Annotated in this window: 14 protein-coding genes; 4 read left to right on the top strand and 10 right to left on the bottom strand. The window is 61.2% G+C overall.

Annotated elements, in window-relative coordinates:
* Positions 1 to 119 precede the first annotated feature (119 nt).
* Entirely contained in the window at positions 120 to 1,502 is a 1,383-nt protein-coding gene (gene cysS, locus EQV97_RS13755) for a cysteine--tRNA ligase (RefSeq protein WP_045062332.1), read from the bottom strand.
* Between the two features lie 18 nt (positions 1,503 to 1,520).
* The gene (locus EQV97_RS13760; RefSeq protein ID WP_045062335.1) at positions 1,521 to 3,218 is read right to left on the bottom strand and encodes a glutamine--tRNA ligase/YqeY domain fusion protein; all 1,698 of its coding nucleotides are present in this window, start codon (positions 3,216 to 3,218) and stop codon (positions 1,521 to 1,523) included.
* A gap of 281 nt (positions 3,219 to 3,499) precedes the next feature.
* Here EQV97_RS13760 and EQV97_RS13765 point away from each other — a divergent pair, with 281 nt between their 5' ends.
* Together EQV97_RS13765 and lpxH are read left to right on the top strand one after the other, a co-directional pair.
* Positions 3,500 to 4,003 carry a peptidylprolyl isomerase gene (locus EQV97_RS13765; RefSeq protein WP_045062337.1) on the top strand — a complete coding sequence of 168 codons (504 nt, stop codon included), beginning with the start codon at positions 3,500 to 3,502 and terminating at the stop codon, positions 4,001 to 4,003.
* Positions 4,000 to 4,728: a UDP-2,3-diacylglucosamine diphosphatase gene (gene lpxH / locus EQV97_RS13770; protein WP_122839268.1), complete on the top strand. Its 729-nt coding sequence runs from the start codon at positions 4,000 to 4,002 to the stop codon at positions 4,726 to 4,728. Before EQV97_RS13765 ends, lpxH begins: the two co-directional genes overlap by 4 nt.
* A 94-nt stretch (positions 4,729 to 4,822) precedes the next feature.
* On the opposite strand, the gene EQV97_RS13775 is transcribed toward lpxH, so the two are convergent.
* The 7 genes from EQV97_RS13775 to EQV97_RS13805 all read right to left on the bottom strand — a co-directional run bounded on the left by EQV97_RS13775 (position 4,823) and on the right by EQV97_RS13805 (position 15,975).
* The gene (locus EQV97_RS13775) at positions 4,823 to 6,352 is read right to left on the bottom strand and encodes a DHA2 family efflux MFS transporter permease subunit (RefSeq protein WP_122839269.1); all 1,530 of its coding nucleotides are present in this window, start codon (positions 6,350 to 6,352) and stop codon (positions 4,823 to 4,825) included.
* 73 nt (positions 6,353 to 6,425) lie between these two features.
* Positions 6,426 to 7,631 carry an HlyD family efflux transporter periplasmic adaptor subunit gene (locus tag EQV97_RS13780; protein ID WP_240889081.1) on the bottom strand — a complete coding sequence of 402 codons (1,206 nt, stop codon included), beginning with the start codon at positions 7,629 to 7,631 and terminating at the stop codon, positions 6,426 to 6,428.
* A gap of 15 nt (positions 7,632 to 7,646) precedes the next feature.
* Positions 7,647 to 9,110, bottom strand: coding sequence for an efflux transporter outer membrane subunit (locus EQV97_RS13785; RefSeq protein WP_240889082.1), 1,464 nt, complete (start codon positions 9,108 to 9,110; stop codon positions 7,647 to 7,649).
* On the bottom strand, positions 9,107 to 9,580 hold the full coding sequence (locus EQV97_RS13790; RefSeq protein WP_045059169.1) for a MarR family transcriptional regulator: 474 nt from the start codon (positions 9,578 to 9,580) through the stop codon (positions 9,107 to 9,109). The genes EQV97_RS13785 and EQV97_RS13790 overlap by 4 nt, the downstream gene beginning before the upstream one ends.
* A 280-nt stretch (positions 9,581 to 9,860) precedes the next feature.
* The gene (locus tag EQV97_RS13795) at positions 9,861 to 13,535 is read right to left on the bottom strand and encodes a translocation/assembly module TamB domain-containing protein (RefSeq protein ID WP_240889083.1); all 3,675 of its coding nucleotides are present in this window, start codon (positions 13,533 to 13,535) and stop codon (positions 9,861 to 9,863) included.
* Positions 13,532 to 15,259, bottom strand: a complete 1,728-nt coding sequence (locus EQV97_RS13800) for an autotransporter assembly complex family protein (protein ID WP_122839272.1) — start codon at positions 15,257 to 15,259, stop codon at positions 13,532 to 13,534. Before EQV97_RS13800 ends, EQV97_RS13795 begins: the two co-directional genes overlap by 4 nt.
* A 65-nt stretch (positions 15,260 to 15,324) precedes the next feature.
* On the bottom strand, positions 15,325 to 15,975 hold the full coding sequence (locus tag EQV97_RS13805) for a GNAT family N-acetyltransferase (RefSeq protein WP_122839273.1): 651 nt from the start codon (positions 15,973 to 15,975) through the stop codon (positions 15,325 to 15,327).
* Between the two features lie 265 nt (positions 15,976 to 16,240).
* Here EQV97_RS13805 and xthA point away from each other — a divergent pair, with 265 nt between their 5' ends.
* Together xthA and EQV97_RS13815 are read left to right on the top strand one after the other, a co-directional pair.
* Complete coding sequence (xthA, locus tag EQV97_RS13810) at positions 16,241 to 17,053, top strand: exodeoxyribonuclease III (RefSeq protein WP_240889084.1); 813 nt, start codon at positions 16,241 to 16,243, stop codon at positions 17,051 to 17,053.
* Between the two features lie 184 nt (positions 17,054 to 17,237).
* Positions 17,238 to 18,578: a phosphate ABC transporter substrate-binding/OmpA family protein gene (locus tag EQV97_RS13815; protein ID WP_122839275.1), complete on the top strand. Its 1,341-nt coding sequence runs from the start codon at positions 17,238 to 17,240 to the stop codon at positions 18,576 to 18,578.
* A gap of 75 nt (positions 18,579 to 18,653) precedes the next feature.
* Here EQV97_RS13815 and EQV97_RS13820 read toward each other — a convergent pair whose 3' ends face one another.
* Positions 18,654 to 19,172, bottom strand: coding sequence for an ankyrin repeat domain-containing protein (locus tag EQV97_RS13820; protein WP_045059163.1), 519 nt, complete (start codon positions 19,170 to 19,172; stop codon positions 18,654 to 18,656).
* Between the last annotated feature and the right edge of the window lie 57 nt (positions 19,173 to 19,229).

The following is a 19,229-nucleotide window of genomic DNA, read 5'->3' on the forward strand; positions in this document are numbered from 1 at the left end:
AGATCCAATGTGGGAGCGAGCCTGCTCGCGATGACAGTCGAGACGCCACCGAACCTGCATCCACCCGAAAAAACAAAAACCCGCACAAGGCGGGTTTTGTTTTGCAGCAAACTAAGCAATCAGTCAGCCAGACGCCACGTCGTGCCGCCTTTGCCATCTTCCAGCACCACGCCCATGGCGGTGAGCTGGTCGCGGATGCGGTCCGATTCGGCCCAGTCTTTACCTGCCCGAGCGGCCAGACGCGCAGCAATCAGCGCATCGACTTCAGCCGCATCAACCCGCCCTTCAGCGCCAGCCTGCAGGAAGTCATCGGCCTCAAGCTGCAACACACCCAGCACACTGGCCAGTTCCTTCAACCGTGCCGCCAGACCCGCCGCCGCGTCGATATCTGTATCCCTCAGGCGGTTGATCTCGCGGACCATCTCGAACAGCACCGCACAGGCTTCCGGTGTACCGAAGTCGTCGTTCATCACCTGGGTGAAACGCTCGACAAAGGCTTCGCCGCCGGCCGGAGCAACACTCGGCAGGCCTTTCAAGGCGTGATAGAAACGCTCGAGTGCGCCCTTGGCGTCCTTGAGGTTGTCTTCGGAGTAGTTGATCGCGCTGCGATAGTGGCTCGATACCAGCAGGTAACGCACCACTTCCGGGTGGTACTTTTCCAGCACGTCACGAATGGTGAAGAAGTTGTTCAAGGACTTGGACATCTTCTCGCCATTAATGCGAATCATGCCGCAATGCATCCACGCGTTAGCGTAGGTCTTGCCGGTGGCCGCTTCGCTTTGGGCGATTTCGTTTTCATGGTGCGGGAACTCAAGGTCACTGCCGCCGCCATGGATATCGAAGGTCTCACCCAGGCAGCAGGTGGACATCACCGAGCACTCGATGTGCCAGCCCGGACGACCGTCGCCCCAAGGCGATGGCCAGCTTGGCTCGCCCGGCTTGGTGGCCTTCCACAGCACGAAGTCCAGCGGGTCCTGTTTCGACTCGTCGACTTCGATACGGGCGCCGATGCGCAGATCTTCGATCTTCTTGCGCGACAGCTTGCCGTAACCCATGAACTTGGCCACGCGGTAGTACACGTCGCCATTGCCCGGTGCGTAAGCGTAACCCTTGTCGATCAGGGTCTGGATCATGCTCAGCATGCCCGGAATGTGATCCGTGGCACGCGGCTCCATGTCCGGCTTGAGGATGTTGAGGCGCGCCTCGTCCTCGTGCATGGCGGTGATCATGCGCTCGGTCAACGCGTCGAACGGCTCGCCGTTCTCCCGCGCCCGGTTGATGATCTTGTCTTCGATATCGGTGATGTTGCGCACGTAGGTCAGGTTGTAACCGCTGAACCGCAACCAGCGGGTCACCAGGTCGAACGCGACCATGCTGCGGCCGTGGCCAATGTGGCAGTAGTCATACACGGTCATCCCGCAGACGTACATGCGCACATTGTTGCCATCCAGCGGCTTGAAGACTTCTTTGCTCTTGGTGAGCGTGTTGTAGATCGATAGCACTTTAGTTGTTTCCTTGAATCACTGGCCCCACGAATCACGCAAGGTCACGGTGCGGTTGAATACCGGATGACCTGGTTTCGAGTCCTTGATATCCGCGCAGAAGTAACCTTCGCGCTCGAACTGGAAACGGTCTTCCGGCTGTGCGTTGCCCAGCGAAGGCTCGGCACGACAACCGGTGAGAACTTGCAGCGATTGAGGGTTGATGTTGTCCAGGAAACTGGCGCTGTCTTCGGCCTTCTCAGGGTTCGGCGAGCGGAACAGGCGATCGTAAAGGCGCACTTCGCATTCGACGCTGGCCGCGGCCGGTACCCAGTGCACCACGCCTTTGACCTTGCGGCCTTCAGGGTTCTTGCCAAGAGTTTCTGGGTCGTAGGAGCAACGCAGTTCGACGATATTGCCGTCGGCGTCCTTGATCGCTTCGTCGGCACGAATGACGTAGCTGCCGCGAAGGCGCACTTCGCCGTTGGGTTCCAGGCGCTTGTAGCCTTTTGGCGGCTCTTCCATGAAGTCTTCACGGTCGATGTAGATTTCCCGAGCGAATGGCAGGACGCGCACGCCCATGTCTTCCTTCGGGTGGCACGGCAGTTCGAGGTTCTCGACCTGGCCTTCCGGGTAGTTGGTGATGACCACTTTTAATGGACGCAGGACGCACATGGCGCGCGGTGCGCTGTGGTCGAGGTCATCACGAATGCTGAATTCCAGCATGCCGAAGTCGACCACGCCATCGGAACGGTTGGTGCCGACCATGTCGCAGAAGTTGCGGATCGATTTGGGCGTGTAGCCACGGCGGCGAAAGCCCGACAGCGTGGACATGCGCGGGTCGTCCCAGCCATGCACGTGCTTCTCGTCCACCAGTTGCTTGAGCTTGCGCTTGCTGGTGATCGTGTAGTTCAGGTTCAGGCGGCTGAACTCGTACTGGCGCGGGTGGGCCGGTACCGGCAGGTGCTCGAGGAACCACTCGTACAGCGGACGGTGGCTTTCGAATTCCAGGGTGCAGATCGAGTGGGTGATGCCTTCGATGGCGTCCGACTGACCATGGGTGAAGTCGTAGTTGGGGTAGATGCACCACTTGTCACCGGTCTGGTGGTGGTGGGCGTGACGGATGCGATACATGATCGGGTCGCGCAGGTTCATGTTCGGCGAGGCCATGTCGATCTTGGCCCGCAGTACCCGCGCGCCGTCCTGGAACTCACCGGCTTTCATGCGCGCGAACCAGTCGAGGTTCTCTTCCACGGAGCGGTCACGAAACGGGCTGTTCTTGCCCGGTTCGGTCAGGGTGCCGCGGTATTCCTTGGCCTGCTCGGGGCTCAAGTCATCGACGTAGGCCTTGCCGGCCTTGATCAGCTCGACTGCCCAGTCGTGCAACTGGTCGAAGTATTGCGAGGCGTAGCGCACTTCGCCGGACCATTCAAAGCCCAGCCACTTGATGTCGCTTTCGATCGCGTCGATGTATTCCTGGTCTTCCTTGGCCGGGTTGGTGTCGTCGAAGCGCAGGTGCGTGACGCCGCCGAATTCCTGGGCCAGGCCGAAGTTCACACAGATCGACTTGGCGTGACCGATGTGCAGGTAGCCATTGGGCTCGGGCGGGAAACGGGTGACGATCTGCGTGTGCTTACCCGAGTCCAGGTCCGCCTGGATGATCGGGCGCAGGAAATTGGCCGGCACGGCTGGGCCGGTCTTGGAATTCGAGGTAGGTTCGACAGTGGGCTTGCTCATAGGATCCTTGAACGTACAAGTGCGCGGCCGCAGACGGGGCCTGACAAATCAAAGCCGCTATCATAGCCGATGCCGTCAAGCTGCTGACAGAGCAGGCCCGAAAACGGCTGCATTTAATCGCCTGCAAATGAAAAACAGCCTCGAAATTCGCGTCTGTCGCGCTAAACTGCGTTTCTTGGCCCAATACAGGCTGAACCGGTTGCAGGCACCAATGCCCAAAACCACGAATTCATTGAAAACGCTTTATCTCATGAAGCTTTAATTCATCAAGAGTACCGATCATGACCCAAGTCAAACTGACCACCAACCATGGCGACATCGTCCTGGAACTGAACGCTGAAAAGGCACCGCTGACCGTTGCCAACTTCATCGAATACGTCAAGGCCGGCCACTACGAAAACACCGTGTTCCACCGCGTCATTGGTAACTTCATGATCCAGGGCGGCGGTTTCGAGCCAGGCATGAAAGAAAAGAAAGACAAGCGCCCAAGCATCCAGAACGAAGCCGACAACGGCCTGCCGAACGTCAAGTACAGCGTAGCCATGGCCCGCACCATGGAGCCGCATTCGGCTTCCGCGCAGTTCTTCATCAACGTGGCGGACAACAGCTTCCTCAACCACAGCGCCAAGACCACCCAGGGCTGGGGCTACGCCGTGTTCGCCAAAGTGGTTGCCGGTGAAGAAGTGGTCGACAAGATCAAAGGTGTTTCCACCACCATGAAGTCCGGCCACCAGGACGTTCCCGCAGAAGACGTGATCATCGAGAAAGCCGAGATCATTGAGTGATACTGCTGATTTCAGACTTGCATCTGGAAGAGGAGCGCCCGGACATTACCCGGGCGTTTCTGGATTTGCTCTCCGGGCGCGCCCGCTCGGCGAGTGCGTTGTACATCCTCGGCGACTTTTTCGAAGCGTGGATTGGCGACGATGCCATGACCGCCTTCCAGCGTTCCATCTGCCAGGCCCTGCGCGATCTCAGCGACAGCGGCACGGCCATTTTTCTGATGCACGGTAATCGCGACTTCATGCTCGGCCAGGCCTTCTGCAAACAGGCCGGCTGCACGCTGTTGAAAGACCCGAGCATCGTGCAACTCGCAGGCGAACCGGTGCTCTTGATGCACGGTGACAGCCTGTGCACCCGCGACGAAGCCTATATGAAGCTGCGTCGCTACCTGCGCAATCCCCTCACCCTGTTCATCCTGCGCCACCTGCCCCTGGGCACGCGGCACAAGCTGGCGCGCAAACTGCGCAGTGAAAGCCGGGCGCAGACCCGAATGAAAGCCAATGACATTGTCGATGTGACCCCCGAGGAAGTGCCGCGGGTGATGCAGCAATACGGGGTAAAAACCCTGATCCACGGCCACACTCACCGCCCAGCCATTCACAAATTGCAGATTGGCGAGCAGGCGGCCAGGCGCATTGTGCTGGGGGATTGGGATCGCCAGGGGTGGGCGTTGCAGGTCGATGAGAACGGATTTGCGCTGGCCCCGTTTGATTTTACAGCCTCTTAAGGTCAAAAGATCGCAGCCTGCAGCAGCTCCTACAGGGTCATGTGTACACCTGCAGGAGCTGCCGCAGGCTGCGATCTTTTTACAGCCACAACCATTAATGCCCTGCCGACGCAGGCCCGGCCTTGGCGGCAAATGGCGGTTTGGCCAGCCACACGATCAGTATCAACCCCATGAACCCCCACCCCAGCAGCGTGAAGTAATCCACGGTGGAGAGCATGTACGCCTGGCTGGTCAGCACATGATCGAGTTGTGCATAGGCCGGGTTGCCAGGGCCGCCCAGCGCATTGAGCGCGTCACGGGTGGCGGGCTCGTAGGTGCTGATGCTTTCACTCATGTAGGCGTGGTGCTGATCCGCCCGGCGAATCCAGATCCAGGTGGTCAGCGATGCCGCAAAGCTGCCGCCCAGGGTACGCAGGAAAGTCGCCAGCCCGGCGCCATCGGCGATCTGGCTCGGTGGCAGGTCTGACATCAGGATGCTCAGCGTTGGCATGAAGAACAGTGCCACGCCAATGCCCATGAATAACTGCACCAGCGCGATGTGCTGGAAGTCCACTTCGTTGGTGAAACCGGCGCGCATGAAGCAGCTCAGGCCAATCGCCAGGAAAGCCAGGCCGGCCAGCAGGCGCAGGTCGAATTTGTGCGCGTACTTACCGACAAACGGCGACAGGATCACCGGCAGGATGCCGATCGGCGCCACCGCCAGCCCGGCCCAGGTCGCGGTGTAGCCCATCTGGGTTTGCAGCCACTGCGGCAGGATCAGGTTGATCCCGAAGAATCCGGCATACCCCAGCACCAGCACTATTGTGCCGATACGGAAGTTGCGGTGGGCAAACAGGCGCAGGTTGACCACCGGATGCTGGTCGGTCATTTCCCAGATGATGAACACCGCCAGGGCAATCACCGAAATGGCCGCGCCGATGATGATGAAGTTGGATTCGAACCAGTCCAGGTCATTACCTTTGTCGAGGATCACCTGCAAGGCGCCGACCCCGATGATCAGGGTGATCAGGCCGACGTAATCCATCGGCTGGCGACTGGTTTCCACCGGGCGCGCCTTCAGTTGCTGACGCACGACCATCACCGCGAAGATACCGATCGGTACGTTGATGAAGAAGATCCACGGCCAGCTGTAGCTGTCGGTAATCCAGCCGCCGAGGATCGGGCCTGCAATCGGCGCCACCACCGTGACCATCGCCAGCAACGCCAGGGCCATGCCGCGCCTTGCAGGTGGATAGACCGCAATCAGTAACGTCTGCGTCATCGGATACAAAGGCCCTGCTACCAGGCCCTGGATCACCCGGAACAGGATCAGCTCCGGCATCGAGGTGGAAATGCCGCACAGGAACGAGGCAATCACGAACAGGATGGTCGCCCAGAGAAACAGCTTCACCTCACCGAAGCGCCGGCTTAGCCAGCCAGTCAGCGGCAGGGCGATCGCATTGCTCACGGCAAACGAGGTGATGACCCAGGTGCCCTGCTCCGAACTGACCCCCAGGTTGCCGGAGATCGTCGGCAGCGCCACGTTGGCAATGGTGGTATCGAGCACCTGCATGAAAGTCGCCAGCGACAGGCCGATGGTGCTGAGCAGCAGGCTGGGCGGCGTGAAAGAGGCGTTATTGCTCATCGCAAATCCTTTGGAGCTTCAGACCCTGTGGGCGCGGGCAAGCCCGCTGCCACAGGGTTTGTGTGGTTGCGAATCAGCGTTGCGCGGTCTTGCTCGCCGCGGCGCTGTTGTCATGGATCAGTTGGGCGATCATTGCATCGGCTTCGGCCAACTGACGTTCGTAGACGTTGGTGCTGAACGAGGCCTTTTGCGGCGGCTGTTGCGCCAGCACCGGACCACTCTGGTCATGCAGGTTCACATCGACCTGGGTCGACAGCCCGACGCGCAATGGATGCCTGGCCAGCTCTTCGGCGTTGATATGAATCCGCACCGGCACCCGCTGGACGATCTTGATCCAGTTACCGGTAGCGTTCTGTGCCGGCAGCAAGGCGAACGCGCTGCCGGTACCGGCGCCAAGGCTGTCGATGGTGCCGCTGTACTTCACGTCACTGCCATAGAGGTCGGCTTCGATGTCCACCGGCTGCCCGATGCGCATGTCGCGCAGCTGGGTTTCCTTGAAGTTGGCATCGATCCACAGTTGATCCAGGGGAATCACCGCCATCAGCGCGGTGCCCGGTTGAACCCGCTGGCCCAACTGCACCGTGCGCTTGGCGACATAACCGGTGACCGGAGCGATCAAGGTGCTGCGGGCGTTGGTCAGGTAGGCCTGGCGCAGTTGCGCGGCGGCGGACATGACGTCCGGGTGCGACGAAACCACAGTGTCATCCACCAGCGCGCTGGTGGTTTTGAGTTGCTGGCGGGCATTGGCCAGGGCGTTTTGCGCCGAGGTCAGGTCATCGCGGGCGTGGGACAGTTCTTCCTGGGAGATCGCCCCGCCGGCTGCCAGGTTCTTGCGGCGATTGAAGTTGTCCTGAGCCTTCTGCACTTCCGCCTGCTGGGCGTTGACCTGGGCTTTCATGCCGTCGACATTGCTGTACAAGCCGCGAACCTGACGCACGGTGCGGGCCAGGTTGGCCTGGGCACTTTGCAGCCCGACTTCGGCGTCATTCGGGTCGAAATTGATCAGCACCTGGCCTTCATGCACCAGGTCGCCATCGTCGGCACCGATGCTGACCACGGTGCCGGTGACCAGCGGAGTGATCTCCACCACATTGCCGTTCACATAGGCATCGTCGGTGCTCTCGTTCCAGCGCCCGTAGAGCTCGTGATAGGCCCAGACGCCGGCACCGGCGAGGATCACGACAATGGCCAGAAGCACCAGCATGATCTTGCGCTTGCGCGGATTGCCGGTGTCCTGATGAGCATCGGCGGCTTTTTGAGTGTTTTCGGCAGTGGCCATGACAGTTACCTTGAATTAGTTGTGCTGCGTGGCTGAAGTGGCGGCTGCCAGGGTGTCACCCTGGAAGCCTCCGCCCAGCGCCTGCATCAGTTGGATCGACAGGTCGATCTGCTCGGCATTCAGGTTGGCCAGCTGACGCTGGGCCTGGAGCAATTGCTGCTCGATGCTGAGCACGTCCAGGTAGTTACCGATGCCGGAACCGTAGCGCTGGACCACGGTGTCGTAGGATTGCCGGGCGATCTCGGTGGCGTGCTGCTGCGCGCCGATCTGCCGGCCGATATCTCGCAGCTGATTGATCGAGTCGCTGACATCGCCGAGTGCCTTGACCAGGCTTTTGTTGTACTGCGCCACCGCGAGGTCGTAGTCGGCGTCGCGGGAATCGAGGTCGGCACGCAGGCGGCCGCCGTCGAAAATCGGCAGGGAAATCGTCGGCCCGACGTTGAAGAAACGACTGGCCGAACCAAACATTGCATCCCCCAGCAGCGATTCGAAACCAGCGGCAGCGCTCAGGTTGAGGTTGGGGTAGAAGCGGGTCTTGCCGGCAGCGATGTTCTTGCTCGCGGCTTCGACCCGCCAGCGCGCGGCGATCAGGTCCGGTCGGCGACCGAGCAGTTCGGCCGGCAACACCGATGGCAGTGCCACGGCGCTGGCCTGGAGGACTTTGGGCCGGGGGATTTCATTGCCGCGATCCGGGCCCTTGCCGAGCAGCACCGCCATGGCGATCTTCGCGCTGTTCAGGCGTTTTTCAGCGTCGATCAGGCTGGCCTGCGAGCTGGCTTCCAGGCTCTCGGTCTGCTGGAACTGGTACTGGCTGTCGATACCCGAACTCAAGCGGCGTTTGCTCAGGTCGAGCATCTGCCGGGTACGCTTGAGGTCTTCGCTGGCCAGGTCATGGATGATGTGGGCCTGGCCCAGATCGCTGTAGGCCCGGGCGACGTCGGCGGCCAGGGTCAACTGCGCTGCCTGTTGGTCGACTTCGGCGGCACGGGCCTCGCCCAGTGCAGCTTCCCAGGCGTCCCGCTGACCACCCCAAAGGTCGAAGTTGTAATTGAAACTGGCACCGAGGTTACGCAGGGTGGAATACGCCCCGCCCTGCCCCTGCGGGTTCTGATCCCGAGCCAGGCGGGACCGGCTGACCCCGGCACTGGCATCGAGCGTCGGCATGCGCTCGGCATCGGCGGCGTAGGCCGCGGCGCTGGCCTGATGCGCGCGAGCCTCGGCAATCTGCATGTCGGGGCTGTCTTGCAGGGCTTCGCGGATCAGCCCGTCAAGTTGCGGGTCGCCGAGGCTCGTCCACCAGGCGCTTTTCGGCCAGGCGGCCGGCGACAAGGTGACGCCGGTCAGCGACTGCCCGGCCTTGAGACTTTTTGCATCCAGACTGACGCCTTCGGTTTTCAAGCCACTGTAATTGGCACAACCCGCCAGGGTCATGGCCACCAGCACCAGGCTCAAGCGGGTGCGCGAGAGTTTACTGCTCATTTATCACCTACCCGCAGCAAGGTGATGGAGTCACCCGCCGCGACTAAAATTTTCTTCAGGATCTGTTCCAGGGTCGCCAGCTCTTGCTCGGTGATGGCGCCAGCCAGTTCGTTCATGGCTGCCGCGCCGATGTCTGGCAGGCGGTCAGCCAGCTGCTGGCCCTGCGCGGTGAGTACCAGTTGCACTTGACGACGGTCGGCTTCCGAGCGCTGGCGGGCGAGGAAACCTTTGTGCTCCAGGCGATCAAGCATTCGGGTCATCGAACCACTGTCGAGGGACAGGTGCCGGCAAAGTTCGGCCGGGGTGTCGACGCCGAACTGGGCCATGATGATCAACACTTTGAACTGCGCGGCGGTGATGCCGTGAGGTTCCATGTGGGTGTCGATGATCCGGTCCTTGAGCAGCGCAGCCCGCCCGAGCAGGAGCCCGAGGTGGCAGTTCTTGAAGTCGTCCGGGGTGAAGTGTTTCATCTGGCCACCGATTAGCTGCCTAGGCAGAGAATGTATGACAAGATGTTACTGCCTAGGCAGCGAATGTCAACGTAATAGTTAGGATGCTTTGTATTTGGATGATAAACGGGGGGGACTGGTGGCCTTGATGACGCCATCGCGAGCAAGCTCGCTCCCACAGGTTCAGTGTTACACCTGTGGGATTGGTGACGCTTGAAGTGAGATCCGTGCAGGACATCCGATCCCTGTGGGAGCGGGCTTGCCCGCCAAGGCAGCGACTCGGTTCCAGAGGGAACGCGGCTTAGAAATCCCGCTTGTAGAAGATATCCAGTGAACTCGCCACGCCACCCGCCGCTTCCAGGTAAACCTTCTTGCTCAGCTTGTAGCGCAACGCAATGGTATTGGCCGGCTCGAACACCCCAACCCCATACCGCAGGCTGAGTTTTTCCGAGATATTGCCGCTGGCGACCACGGCGGTCTGGTCGCCACTGCCTTGGGTGTCGAGCTGGAAGTCCTGGATGCCCAGGTTCTTGGCCAACCCGCTGGTCACCCCGGCGCTGCCCATCAACCCCAGGCCCAGTGCCGCCTGGGCAAGCATGTTGTTATCACCGCCATCCGTGCTCAGCGGCCGCCCCAGCACCAGGTAGGACAGGGCCTGCTCCTGGCTTAAGGCAGGTTCGGAGAAGATCTGCGTGGTGGGCTGTTCGGCACTGCCGCTCAGGCGAATGCCGGCGATGACGTCATCGGTCTGGCGGATGGCCTCGATGTCCAGGTATGGCTGATCCAGCGGCCCGGCAAACAACAAACGGGCCCGGCGCACGGTCAGGCGCTGGCCGTAGGCGCGGTAACGACCGTCGTTGAGCCAGAGCTCGCCGCGGGTGTCCATGTTGTCGCCGATGTGCACGTGGCCCTGCAGATTGGCCGTCAGGCCAAACCCGGCGAAGCTGAGTTTGTCGGCGCCCACCTCCACGTCAATGTCCATTTTCATCGCCAGTGGCGCCTTGCCTTGCTCGGTCTGCTGACCCACGATGACCGTGTCATCGGAGACCTTGACCGTCGATGGCGGCAACTCGCGCACGGTGATTTCCCCTCTGGGCACCAGCACTTTGCCAGCGACCGCCAGCTCATCGCCTTTCATCGAGATCTTCAGGTCAGGGGCCACCTCAAGCTTTGCATAGGGTTCGACGGACACCGGAAGCTGCGAGCCCTTGAGTGCCAGGTCGACCACCAGTGCCTGGCCCCAGGCGATGTTGCCATTGAGCGTGCCCTGCCCGGTCTTGCCGCTTTTCCAGCCGCCGTTCAATTGCACGGTTTCCCCGGCGATCACCGCCTGCAGCTGCAAGGCTTGCAGTTCGATCGGCAATTGCGGTCCGGACACTTCGCCATCGCTCAACAGCAGATTGCCATTAACCAAAGGCGCCATCAGGGTGCCGCCGATCGTGCCACTGCCATTCAGGCGCCCGGTGATTTTTTCGACCATCGGCACGAACGGCCGGGCCACGGACAAGTCCAGGCCATTGAGGCGGAACGTGCCACTCATGGGCTTGTTTGCCGGCAGCGGGTTGATCTGGGCCTGAACCCGCAGCTCACCCAACTTGCCGCCGACGAAGTTCAGGTCGGTGTCGATGCGCTTGGGAGTCATTTTGCTGGTGAGCAGCAAGGCCTGGTACGGGAAGTCCAGCCACTGATCCTTGTCGCGCACTCGCAGTGTGCCGCCACTGGCATCGATGCTGATCTGGCCATTCGGACCGCTGGCCGGCAGATCCAGCTGCAGGTCGGCGTTAAGCGCGCCTTTCCAGGCGAAGTCCTTGGGCAACCACTGCGCCAGGCTTTCGATCGGGAACTGCTTGAGGTGATAGCGCAGCTTCGGCTCGGGCATCAGGCGCTGGTCTTCACCGCACAGGCTGGCCGGGCCGGACCGCCAGCAATGGGCGCCGAAGTTGATTTTACCGTCGGCCAGGCGTTCGAGCTTCGCCGGGCCTTGCAGCCTCCAGTCCTGGCCGCCGGCCTGGATATCGCCCGTGGCCAGGCGTCCGCGCCAGTTGCCTTGGTCCAGCGCGCCGTCCAGACCGAGGGCGAGCTTGAGCTGCGGGCCTTGCAGGGCAAGGCTGAGTTTCTGCTTCTTGATGTCACCCTGACCGCTTGCCGTCAGCGTGCCCAGCGCGGTATCGCCAGCCTGGATGCCGCTGCCCTTGAGGTCGATTTTCGCCCGCTGCGCACTGTCCAGGGTCGCGTCCAGGTTCAGGCTTTGCAGGCGATTGTCCTGGAAAGCCAGCTGAGTGCCTTGCAGGCCGAGTTTGCCTTGTGGCGCCTTGAGTGTACCGGCGACGTCCACCCGGCCGTTGAGCTGACCGCGCAGTTGTGGCCACAGCTGCGCCAGACGCGGCATCTTGATATCGATCTGACCGGCGAGTTTCTGCTGCAGGCTGCCCTTGCCATTGATGCTGTTGTCGCCCAGGCGAATCTGCAAGGCACTGAGGTTCCATTGCTCGCCGGCGCCATCGGCCTTGGCCTGGATGACCGCAGGTTGACCACGCAGCTTGCCCTTGAGGTCGAGGTCGGCGTTAAGGCTGAGCTTGTCATTTTTCATCTCACCGGTACTGCGCAGCGGGCCGGCCAGCGTGCCCGGCAACTCCGCGACCCAGTACGCCGGATCGATTGCCGACAGATCCAGCGCGGTATCCCAGGCGATGCCATCGGCAAATTGCAGGTTCAGGTGTCCCTGGGCCTTGCCCTGCCCGGCTTCCAGCTGGATTTGCTGCAGGTAGATTTTACTCAGGTCGCCTGCGAACGGGCTCTGCAGGCTGAAGGCACCGGCCGGGCCATCCAGCGCAGCCTTGAAGTGCCCCAGGTATTTGCCGTCGGTGTAGGAGACTTCGCCGTTGAAGCTGCGCAATGCGACTTGTGGCTCATCGATCAGCGGATAGACGCGGTGCCAGGGGAAGTCCAGCCAGTCGATCTTGGCATCGGCGCTCAGGCCTTTGCTCCAGTCCAGCTGGCCGGTGAGTTTGAGGTACTGTTTGTCGTTTGCGCTCAGGTCCAGACCGGCAATCTGCGCGCCCTGTGCGTCGACCTTGCCTTGCAGCGCCAGGGCGACCGGGCCTTGTTCCGCCGGCAGCGTAGCCGTGCCGAGGAGCTGGTAGCCGTTTTTCAGGTCACCGGCGCCCGAGAGTTCAAGCCTATTGAGTTGCAGGGTATCCGGAAGATCCGCGCTGGCCTTGAAGCCGTCCGCCGTAATGCGCACCTTGGCTGGCAGGTTCTCCACCAGCGGCTGCAGTTCACCCGTCAACTGCCCGTTCAGATAGCCGCTGCTGTCGGCCTTGAGGTTGAGGGTTTTGAGCAGGTCTCCGTCGATTTTCAGGGCCAGGGCCCAAGGACCGGTGCCAGGCGCGGGCAGCGTCAGGCTGCCTTCAGCGGTCAGGGGCCAGTTGCCGCTGGGTTGCAGCAGGCCGGACAGATTCAGGCTCAGTTCGTCGCGCTGCAGCTTGACCGAGTCAATCTTCAAGCCCTGGGCGGTCCAGTGGGCGGCCAGTTGCAAGCCCCTGAGTTCTTCGCTGCCGTTGAACAGCAGGCTCCCGACCTTGACATCACCCAGCTCGATGGCCAGCGGCAGGTCCAGGTCAGGCAGGCTGATTGGCCCGCTGCTGTCTTGGTCGGTGCCCGGTGGAAACTGCAGGCTGACCTGCTCGGCCTGCAACTGCTCGATGCACAGGGTCCGGCGGGCCAGGCAACCGGGTGACCAGGCGAAGATCGCCTTGCTCAACTCTACCCGGCTGCTGTCCTGCTGCCATACCAGGTGATCGGCGCTCCATTGACCGCCCAGGCGACCCTGGAAATTGTCCACACTCAAGCCCGGCACGAAACCCAGCGTCCAGCGACTGCCCGCCGCCGTCCCAAGCATGGTGGAAACAGCCAGAATAATCAGCAGCAACAGGCCGAGGATGGCCAGCAGCGTTATCTTCAAACCACGATTCACAACTCGGGCCCCATGGAAAAGTGCAGTCGAACACCACCGTCGTCATCCAGCGCGTGGGCCAGGTCAAGGCGGATCGGCCCCACCGGCGAGATCCAGCGCACGCCGATGCCGACGCCGGTCTTGAGGTTCGGCAATTCGAGCTTATTAAAGGAGTTGCCCTGATCGACAAAGGTCGCCACCCGCCATTTTTCGGCGACCGAGTATTGGTACTCGGCACTGGCGGTGACCATGTACCGGCCACCAATCCGGTCGCCCTCGGAGTTTTCCGGGGACAGGCTCTGGTAGTCGTAACCACGTACGCTCTGATCACCCCCGGCGAAGAACCGCAGCGACGGTGGTATCGACTTATAGCCGTTGGTGGCGCTGCCGCCGACCTGGACCCGGCCAAGGAAGCGGTGTTTGTCGAATACCGTGGTCAGGCCTTTGACCAGCGCCGTGCCGTACAGCAGGTTGTTGTCCGAGCCCAATCCCTCCTTGGCCACCTTGGTCTCGAATTGCAGGCGATAGCCGTTGTGCGGGTCGATGCGGTTGTCGCTTTTCAAATAGGAATAACTGACCCCGGGCATCAACAGGGTACTGAGACCCGAGTCGTCGCCGAGTCGATATTCCTCGCGCTGCCACTTCAGCGACACCACGCGCTGCCAACCGCTGGGCAGCTTGCTGTGCCACTCGGGACCTATGGTCAGCAGCTTGCTGAGTGAGTCCTTGTCGGCGATTTCTTCGCTCTGGTAGCCACCAGCGAAACGTAGCTTGTCCGTCAGGGGCGGGTCCAGGGGGATGTCGTAGAAAATCCCGACGTTCTGCCGGGGTGCCGATATTTCGGTTTCCCAGCCGTAGCTGTGGCCCTGGGGATTGACCCAGTGACGCGTCCAGTTGGCTTTGACCCGCGGGCCGACGTCGGTCGAATAACCCAGGCCCAGTCCCATGGTGCGCGGCTTGCGGGTGTCGAGCTTGACGTCGACCGGGATCACATTGTTTGTCGAAGCGGTGGGGGCTGCATCGACCCGCACACTTTCAAAATAGCCACTGGACTGCATCGCCTGATTGAGTTCGGCGATCAGCTCGGAGTCGTACGGAGCGCCTTCCTTGAAGGGCACCATGCGCCTGAGCAAATCTTCGTCGAATGGCGTGTCGCCCTCGAAACTGACCTTGCCCAGGGAGTAACGCGGGCCGCTCTGGTAGACCAGATCGATATCGGCTACGCCGGCTCTGGGGTCGACCGACAGAGTCTGGCGGGAAAAATGCCCACTGAAAAAACCGAAACGCGAAGCCTGGTTCTGGATCAGGCGCTTGGCGTCTTCGTAATTGCCATGGTTGAGCACTGCGCCGGTTTTCAGCGCAGCACTTTTGGGAACACGAAAGGATTTCAGCGACGCCGCCGGTCCTTCGACTCGAATAGTGACATTGCGCAGGTGAATCGGCTCACCCGGATCGACGTTGAGAATCAGCCGAGGGCTCTTGCCGCCCTTCACGTCCGTCTCGATCTGCGGCTGGTAATAACCCAGGGCCTGGGCAGCCTTGCGCGCCTGCTCCTCGGCACCGCGGCTGAAGCGCAACAAGGCTTCTTCGTCACGATCGCCGAGGCTGCCGATATAGCCCTCTATATTGGCCTTGAGTTCATCGTTGGACGGTTTGACCCGCACATCCAATTCACTTTGCGCCAGCGCTGTGCAGCTGGTTATCAGCATCAGCACGCTACTGGTAATTCTTCCTGGAAACTTCATAGGCGCGGATGCTATCACGAGCTTGGGAGCGTGATAGAGCCTGGTTTGCGCGCAAAGTTCGTCCTTTATGCGGTGGCGGTTTGCAGGACCTGGGGGTTGGCGTGAAAAAATACGTGCTCACGTACCGGGCCAATAGCCACTTCACCGATCTCCTCATAGCCCTGGCGCTTGTAAAATTCCAGGTAACGCGGGTTGCCGGTGTCCAGCACAACGCCCTGGGAGTTCTCATCGACGGCGCACCAGTTGTGCACAGCCTGTAACAATTGTTCGCCGAAGTGCTTGCCCTGAAATTGCGGATGAATACCCAGCAAGGGCAGCAGGTGCACAGAGTCGGACGGCACGCACGCCATGACCGCATCGTGGTATTCCAGGTAGCGGCGGGTGCAGCGGAACCCGGTGCTGAGGACCATGCGCAAACGCCATGCCCAACTTTCGGTGATCCCCAGGCGACGTTGCGGTGGCGCGATCAGGGCGATGCCAATCAGGCGATCGTTGACCAGCAGGCCAATGGCGGGCAAGTCCTGGAGGAAATGCTGCTTGACCAGCTCGCGCACGGTGGCGCGCACTCGCTGCTCGTAGCCGGGACGTTCGGCTTCGAACAGATAGCTGAACGTCGGCTCGTGACGGTAGGCCTGGTACAGCAATGAGCGGGCTTCGCGGGAGTAACCACTGTCGAGCATGTGGATATCGGCAATGGCGGTCGAGGTTTCGGGCATAACGGCAAATCTCCCCGGGGCACCGCTCAAAATGGCGGCGCTCTTGTTGGTACGAGCCTCTGGGTGCGGGCACAGTTCCTTGCTGGTTTGAAAACAGCAGGTGCGCTGGGTCTAACAAGGTATAGACCAAGTGGATCGCAGGTGTGCGCGGGGCTCGCCGCCCCGCGAGCCGCAGGATGGACAAGTACAGCCGAAAACACACCAACGGCTGGCCCCTGGAAGGCATGTCAGTTAGCATCGCCCTTTTGCGCCAGGACTGCCGACCATGAAGATCGTCTCCTTCAACATCAACGGGCTGCGTGCTCGCCCGCATCAGCTGGCGGCGCTAATTGAGAAGCATCAGCCCGACGTGATCGGGCTGCAGGAAACCAAGGTCCACGATGACCAGTTCCCGCTGGCCGACGTGCAAGCGCTGGGGTACCACGTGTATTTCCATGGGCAAAAAGGCCACTACGGTGTGGCCCTGCTCTCTCGCCAGGAACCCCTGGAGCTGCACAAAGGTTTCGCCACCGATGACGAAGACGCCCAGCGCCGATTCATCTGGGGCAAGTTCGCTGATGCCAACGGCGTGCCGGTGACGATCATGAACGGCTACTTCCCACAAGGTGAAAGCCGCGATCACCCGACCAAGTTCCCGGCCAAGGAACGCTTCTACAATGACTTGCAGCATCTGCTGGAAAGTCAGTTCAGCAATGAGCAGCCGGTTGTAGTCATGGGTGACGTCAACATCTCCCCGGAAGACTGCGACATCGGCATCGGGCCGGACAACATGAAGCGCTGGTTGAAGACCGGCAAGTGCAGCTTCCTGCCGGAAGAGCGTGAGTGGATGGCGCGGTTGAAGAATTGGGGGCTGGTGGACAGCTTCCGGCACCTGAACCCGGACGTGGCTGATCGCTTCAGCTGGTTCGATTACCGTAGCCGTGGCTTTGAAGATGAACCCAAGCGGGGGCTGCGGATCGACCTGATCATGGCGTCCCATGGCTTGTTGCCACGGGTGAAGGATGCGGGTGTGGACTATGAATTGCGCGGGATGGAAAAACCGTCGGATCATGCGCCGATCTGGCTTGAGTTGAGTTGAGTTGAGTTGATATTTAAAAGATCGCAGCCTCGTTTCACTCGACAGCTCCTACACAGCTCCTACACAGCTCCCACGCAGCTCCTGCACAGCTCCTGCGTACGCTGCGATCTTTTGAGCTGTCATCTTTGTGAAACCCTACTGACTTAATCTGCGGGCACTTCCTTTGCTCTTGTAGGGTGCCAGCATGCCGCTGCGCGTATTGTTCCTGTTGCTGCTGGGCATTGTCACGCCCGTATCGGCGCTGGCGGTTGCGTTACCCCTGCCCGAGCACGGCCCGGTATTGCGCATCCAGGGTTCCAACACCATCGGCGCAGCCTTGGGCCCGGCGCTGGTCGAAGGGCTACTGCGCGAACAAGGTGTGCTCAAGGTTCATCGCGAAGCGCCAGGCAAGACCAACGAAGTGCGCGTCGTCGGCGAAACCGCCGAGGGGCGTCGGGTGGAGGTCGAGATCGCCGCGCACGGTTCCAGCACCGGCTTCACTGCGCTGCATAGCGCCTCTGCCGACCTCGCCGCCGCCTCGCGCCCAATCAAGGACAGCGAACTCGCCAGCCTGCAATCCCTGGGCGACCTGAAGAGTGCCGGCGCCGAGCAGGTCATTGCGATCGACGGCCTGGCGATCATCCTGCATCCAGACAATCCGCTGAAACAACTGACTACCGATCAACTGGCGCGCATCTTCAGTGGTGACATCCGGACGTGGGAAGAAGTCGGTGGCAGCGGCGGGACGATCCATCTGTATGCGCGAGATGATCACTCCGGAACCTACGACACTTTGAAGGAACTGGTCCTCAACGGTCGTGGGAAAACCCTGAGCACCAGCGCACAACGCTTCGAGTCCAGCGAGCAATTGTCGGACGCCGTCAGCCAGGACCCTCAAGGGATCGGGTTTATCGGTTTGCCTTACGTGCGCCAGGCCAGAGCCGTGGCGATTGCCGACGGTGCCTCCCAGGCGATGCTGCCACTGAACAATCTGATCGCCACCGAAGACTATCCGCTGTCACGTCGACTGTTCCTTTACCTGCCGCCCAAGGGCAACAATCCCTGGGCACAAGCGTTGGTGAAATTCGCCCAGGGCAGCCAGGGCCAGGAGATTGTCGCAGCCAACGGGTTTATCGCGCAGACCGTCCAGGCCATGTCGGTGATACCCAATGCGTTGATGCCAGAGGAGTATCAAACCCTCAGCCGACATGCGCAGCGCCTGACCGTGAATTTTCGCTTTGAAGAAGGCAGCGCCACTCTGGACAACAAGGCGCGCCAGGACTTGTCGCGGGTGCTGGATTACATAAAACAGCGCGACAAGGCCGATCGGCAGGTGACACTGGTGGGATTTGGCGATGCCAAGACCGACCCGGCACGCGCCGACCTGTTGTCGAAGCTGCGGGCCATGGCGGTGCGGCGGGAGCTGGCCAAGCGCGGTGTGGTGCTGCGCGAGATCCGCGGTTTTGGCGCGCAGATGCCCGTGGCGGCGAACAGCGCGGATGAGCGACGGATCAGGAATCGGCGGGTTGAGGTCTGGGTTTACTGAATGTAACTGGAATCTGTCACAGCCCCCGTGGCGAGCTGGCTTGCTCGCCACGGGTTTTTCGACCGGCTTGAGCCATTAGCTCAGCAACTTCTCCAGCTGCGCCGTGGTGTCCACTGCGCCCATCGTCTTCGCAGCATCCAGCGCCGATACGCCATTGGCATCCTTGGCCTTCGGATCAGCGCCTTTGCTGATTAGATAGTCGACGATGGCAACTCGGTTGAACATGGCCGCCATCATCAGCGCGGTACGGCCGTCGAAGGATGAGCCTTCGACTTGCGCGCCACCGTCGACCAACGCGCTGACCACGGCCAGATCGCCCTTGAACGCGGCGCCGGCAATCGGGCTCTGGCCATTGTCGTTGCGGATTTCCGGGTCGGCCTTGTGCTCGAGCAGCACTTTCACCGTGTCGACATGGCCATGGTAGGCCGCAAGCATCAACAGGGTGTCACCCTTGTGGTTGCGCAAGTTCGGCGGCAGGCCTTTGGACAGCAATGCGGCCATCATGGCCGCATCGCCCTCGCGCGCCTTGTTGAATACCTGTTCGGCGAATTCAGCAGCTTCTTCGGGGGTCATCTGGCGGCTTTGGTCTGACATGGTGGCTCCACTTTCTGTGTAAGTGCAAAGGGCGACAGTTTCCCGAGCAGCCTGGAG

This window comes from Pseudomonas sp. TMW22090 (genome assembly GCF_022496665.1).
Taxonomy (GTDB): domain Bacteria; phylum Pseudomonadota; class Gammaproteobacteria; order Pseudomonadales; family Pseudomonadaceae; genus Aquipseudomonas; species Aquipseudomonas gregormendelii.

Excerpts from the sequence above, each read along its gene's own strand:
- EQV97_RS13760 (WP_045062335.1), bottom strand. The coding sequence starts at position 3,218 with ATGAGCAAGCCCACTGTCGAACCTACCTCGAATTCCAAGACCGGCCCA.
- EQV97_RS13765 (WP_045062337.1), top strand. The coding sequence starts at position 3,500 with ATGACCCAAGTCAAACTGACCACCAACCATGGCGACATCGTCCTGGAA.
- EQV97_RS13775 (WP_122839269.1), bottom strand. The coding sequence starts at position 6,352 with ATGAGCAATAACGCCTCTTTCACGCCGCCCAGCCTGCTGCTCAGCACC.
- EQV97_RS13780 (WP_240889081.1), bottom strand. The coding sequence starts at position 7,631 with ATGGCCACTGCCGAAAACACTCAAAAAGCCGCCGATGCTCATCAGGAC.
- EQV97_RS13785 (WP_240889082.1), bottom strand. The coding sequence starts at position 9,110 with ATGAGCAGTAAACTCTCGCGCACCCGCTTGAGCCTGGTGCTGGTGGCC.
- EQV97_RS13790 (WP_045059169.1), bottom strand. The coding sequence starts at position 9,580 with ATGAAACACTTCACCCCGGACGACTTCAAGAACTGCCACCTCGGGCTC.
- EQV97_RS13800 (WP_122839272.1), bottom strand. The coding sequence starts at position 15,259 with ATGAAGTTTCCAGGAAGAATTACCAGTAGCGTGCTGATGCTGATAACC.
- EQV97_RS13805 (WP_122839273.1), bottom strand. The coding sequence starts at position 15,975 with ATGCCCGAAACCTCGACCGCCATTGCCGATATCCACATGCTCGACAGT.
- xthA (WP_240889084.1), top strand. The coding sequence starts at position 16,241 with ATGAAGATCGTCTCCTTCAACATCAACGGGCTGCGTGCTCGCCCGCAT.
- EQV97_RS13815 (WP_122839275.1), top strand. The coding sequence starts at position 17,238 with ATGCCGCTGCGCGTATTGTTCCTGTTGCTGCTGGGCATTGTCACGCCC.
- EQV97_RS13820 (WP_045059163.1), bottom strand. The coding sequence starts at position 19,172 with ATGTCAGACCAAAGCCGCCAGATGACCCCCGAAGAAGCTGCTGAATTC.